This window comes from Microcoleus sp. AR_TQ3_B6 (assembly GCF_036702785.1).
GTDB lineage: Bacteria > Cyanobacteriota > Cyanobacteriia > Cyanobacteriales > Microcoleaceae > Microcoleus.
Window position 1 is genome coordinate 1 of record NZ_JAUBVJ010000189.1, and the last position, 4,188, is coordinate 4,188.

Here is a 4,188-nt window from a genome sequence, read left to right on the forward strand (position 1 = left end):
TCTCACGCGATAAGACAGTAGAAATGCCAAAATCTATGATTTGGACTAGCCCTGTTGTCGAGTTAATAATAATATTGCTGGGGTTGATATCTTTATGAATAATGTTATGTTGATGGATTTGGCCTAAAGCTCTGGTTATTTTGATAGCTGTGGACAAAAACTCTTGTAAGGTAAGTTTTTTAGAAGCCAACCACAGCTTTAATGATTCTCCGCCACTATCCTCGGAAATAATAACCAAACTGTTCTGGTATCTTTCTAAGCTGTAGGTTTTAGGGACACTTTCTAGGTTCAGATTGCGCGTAATTTCGTATTCTTGCTTGTATCTGACTAAGGAAGCTGGCAGAGGATAATCTAGCTTGAGAAATTTGAGAATTATCGGTTGGTTGTCTTGCTTTCTCAGGCCTCGGTAAACTAAAGAATTGTTACTTTCATGAATTTGGCTGGTAATTTCGTAGCCTGCTAAGTTAATCATCATTGCATTCTCTCTTAAAATATTAATACACAAGCTTTTGAGGAAGTGTCAATTTATAAGTAGATGTATTCTCTGATACGTAATTCTAATCTGCACTTCCGGAAAACTGAAGCTTTACTAAAAATAATTTTGTTTAACATTTCTTAAAAAAAATAAAAATAAAGATTCATATTAGGAGATATCTCGCTCTACAGTTTCCTCCAAAAGCAGGCAGAACAGAGTAAAGAGCGATCCCCGTTGGTCTTCAGAGGAGATTTGTAGGGCTTGTTAGAGTTACTATATCGATCGTCAGATATGCCTCGACCCGATCGTATATATCTAGAACTTAGGCATTGACAAATTCACTAAAATGTGTGAGAGGCACAAAAATAAGGTAATTCCGACGCTAGAAGCCGATCGCCTGGATGGAGCAAACACACAGCAAGAACTGATTCATGTGTGGCTGCCACTTGCATTGCCCGGAATTGCTTCCACCGCATTGCTTTCGATCATTTTGTCCTGGAATGAAGCCTGTTGCAGCCTCAACCTAACAACGGCTAATGCCGCTCCTTTAACCGCATTTATTGCCTCTTTTTTTTGTCCTCAAGGATTGTTTTGGGCAAAACTTTCGGCAGCCTCAACTCGGGCGATCGCACCCATTTTAATCTTCGGTTAGTTGAGTCAACGCCAATTAGTAAGCGGTCTCACCTTTGGTGCCGTGAAATAATCATTTGATTTTTAATGCTTTAATAGGAGTATTTCATATCCACAGTTGCTTTAAGAGATATTCACAAAACCTATGCCGATACAGAGCTCATCAAAGGCATCGATCTTGATATTGGCGATCGCGAATTTGTTGTATTCGTTAGTCCGTCCGGTTGTGGAAAATCAACCTTGTTACGCATGATTGCCGGACTAGAGGAAATTACCTCCAGATAAACGCGGGTTGGCAATGGTATTTCCAACCTACGCCTTGTATCCTCACATGACCGTAGCGGAGAATATGGCGTTTAGCCTCCCTCTTGCGGGTGTTCCAAGTGCGGTAAGGACATCGCGGCGGGTAGCGTCATCGCACTGGGCTTGGGGCCGGCGAATCATGACCCCGAGAAGTTTGAGGAACCGGAGGTTTTCGATATTACACGCACGCCCAACGAACACCTTGGGTTTAGTTGAGGCATTCAGTTTTGTCTGGGAGCGGTTTTAGCTCCCATGGAGTTAATTATTTGCTTGATTGCATTACTTAGAAGACTGCGGAATCTCAGGTTTGCTCCGGATAAGCACGCTATTCCCACACATACCAGCCTAGTCTTCAAGGGGTTAGATTCGCTACGGGTAAAGTTCGACGCTCGTCTTAAGTGATACCATCATCTTGCACATGAATTTACAACACAAAAATATGCCAGCATTCGCCAACGAGCAAACCTACGATCTGTTTGCACCGGAAGCTTTGGCCAATTCCTATCCACTCTTCAAACGGATGCGTTCAGAAGACCCCGTTCACTATAGCGAAGCTCTCGGCTACTGGATTTTGACACGCTATAGAGATGTTGAGGCGGCTGTACGCGATGAGCGTTTGAGTTCAAACCGCACAGCATTGTTTATCAATAAGTTAGGTTCTTTGGATGTCAAAGAGATCCAGAATTTCCTCGATATGACATCACACTGGATGGTTGATACAGATCCACCCGAGCACACCCGACTGCGGAAGTTAGGCAATCCGGGATTTACAACTCGTGCGATAGAAAGCTGGCGCTCTATTATCCAGAACACCACGGATCGATTGTTGGATCGGGTTCAAAATCAGGGCGGCATGGATGTTGTATCGGATTTGGCGGTAGCACTACCAGGGTTCATTATTAGTGAGATATTTGGTGTGCCAGAAACCGACAGAGCGAACCTGCTGGAATGGGCAAGGGATATAGGCACATTTTTTGGCGCAGCGGGCGGCTCAACTATTGAAATGGCAGAATTGGCACGCAAGGCAGACAAGGCAGCCGTAAATTTTTGTGCACTAATCAGGCAACTGATTGAACAACGGCGTCGGCAACCGGGAACCGACATGATTAGCCTGCTGAGTGTGGCTTACCAAGAGCAGGGATTTAACGATAGGGAACTCCCATTTCTATGTATGGAAATCTTAAATACAGGTCTGTTGACCACCACAGACCTGATTGCCAATGGGGTGAATGCACTGCTGTCTCATCCGGACCAACTGCAAAAACTGAAAAAAAATCCGACTCTGATCAATAGCGCGGTCGAAGAAATCCTCCGTTTCGATACCTCCGTTCCTTTTTCGACTCGGATTGCCAAACAAGACCTGACGATTGGCGGTAAGAACATTACGGCGGGTAGCATCATCGCACTGGGGTTTGGGCCGGCGAATCATGACCCCGAGAAGTTTGAGGAACCGGAGGTTTTCGATATTACACGCACGCCCAACGAACACCTTGGGTTTAGTTCAGGAATTCACTTTTGTGTGGGAGCGGTTTTAGCTCGCATGGAGTTAACTATTTGCTTGACCACATTACTTAGAAGACTACCGAATCTCAGGTTCGATCCGGATAAACAAGCTATTCCCACAAAACATTCAAATCTGGTCTTGAAGGGGTTCGATTCGCTACGGGTAAAGTTCGACGCTTGTCTTAATTGATACCATTATCTTGCACATGAATTCACAACACAAAAATATGTCAGCATTCGCCAACGAGCAAACCTACGATCTCTTTGCACCCGGAGCAGTGGCCAATTCCTATCCACTCTTCAAACGGATGCGTTCAGAAGACCCCGTTCACTATTGTGAGTCTGGAGGCTACTGGATTTTGACACGCTATAGAGATGTTGAGGCGGCTTTACACGATGAGCGTTTGAGTTCAAACCGCACAGCGTGGTATATCAATAAGTTAGGTTCTTTGGATGTCAAAGAGATCCAAAATTTCCTGGATCTGACATCAAACATGATGGTTGATACAGATCCACCCGAGCACACCCGACTGCGGAAGTTAGGCAAGCAGGGATTTACAACTCGTGCGATAGAAAGCTGGCGCTCTATTATCCAGAACACCACGGATCGATTGTTGGATCGGGTTCAAAATCAGGGCGGCATGGATGTTGTATCGGATTTGGCGATACCACTACCAAGGTTCATTATTACTGAGATATTTGGCGTGCCAGAAACCGACAGAGCGAAGATGCTCGGATGGGCAAGGGATCTAACCACATTTTTTGGCGCAGCGGGCGGCTCAACTATTGAAATGGCAGAATTGGCACGCAAGGCAGACAAGGCAGCCGCACAGTTTTCTGCACTACTCAGGCAACTGATTGAACAACGGCGTCAGCAACCGGGAACCGACATGATTAGCCTGCTGAGTGTGGCTTACCAAGAGCAGGGATTTAATCTTGAGAAACTCCCATTTCTATGTATGGATATCTTAAATGCAGGTCTGTTGACCACCACAGACCTGATTGCCAATGGGGTGAATGCACTGCTGTCTCATCCGGACCAACTGCAAAAACTGAAAAAAAATCCGACTCTGATCAATAGCGCGGTCGAAGAAATCCTCCGTTTCGATACCTCGGTTCCTTTTTTGCCTCGGATTGCCACACAAGACCTGACGATTGGCGGTAAGAACATTACGGCGGGTAGCATCATCGCACTGGGGTTTGGGGCGGCGAATCATGACCCCGAGAAGTTTGAGGAACCGGAGGTTTTCGATATTACACGCACGCCCAACGAACAC

General features: G+C 45.5%; 5 protein-coding genes. 4 read left to right on the forward strand and 1 reads right to left on the reverse strand.

Annotated features, from left to right (window positions below; all coding sequences use genetic code 11):
• A partial coding sequence (locus tag QUB56_RS36360) for a protein kinase domain-containing protein (protein WP_332961212.1) occupies positions 1–472 on the reverse strand: 472 nt, incomplete at its 3' end.
• A gap of 349 nt (positions 473–821) precedes the next feature.
• Between QUB56_RS36360 and QUB56_RS36365 the strand changes: the two genes are divergently transcribed.
• The 4 genes from QUB56_RS36365 to QUB56_RS36380 form a co-directional block, all read left to right on the forward strand.
• On the forward strand, positions 822–1,127 hold the full coding sequence (locus QUB56_RS36365) for an ABC transporter permease subunit (RefSeq protein WP_332961213.1): 306 nt from the start codon (positions 822–824) through the stop codon (positions 1,125–1,127).
• 161 nt (positions 1,128–1,288) lie between these two features.
• Complete coding sequence (locus QUB56_RS37615) at positions 1,289–1,390, forward strand: ATP-binding cassette domain-containing protein (protein WP_445243449.1); 102 nt, start codon at positions 1,289–1,291, stop codon at positions 1,388–1,390.
• 436 nt (positions 1,391–1,826) lie between these two features.
• Positions 1,827–3,101 carry a cytochrome P450 gene (locus QUB56_RS36375; protein ID WP_332961214.1) on the forward strand — a complete coding sequence of 425 codons (1,275 nt, stop codon included), beginning with the start codon at positions 1,827–1,829 and terminating at the stop codon, positions 3,099–3,101.
• A 37-nt stretch (positions 3,102–3,138) separates the two neighbouring features.
• A partial coding sequence (locus QUB56_RS36380; protein ID WP_332961215.1) for a cytochrome P450 occupies positions 3,139–4,188 on the forward strand: 1,050 nt, incomplete at its 3' end.

Coding starts and splice junctions, on each gene's coding strand:
- QUB56_RS36365 (WP_332961213.1), top strand. CDS start 822: ATGTGTGAGAGGCACAAAAATAAGGTAATTCCGACGCTAGAAGCCGAT.
- QUB56_RS36375 (WP_332961214.1), top strand. CDS start 1,827: ATGAATTTACAACACAAAAATATGCCAGCATTCGCCAACGAGCAAACC.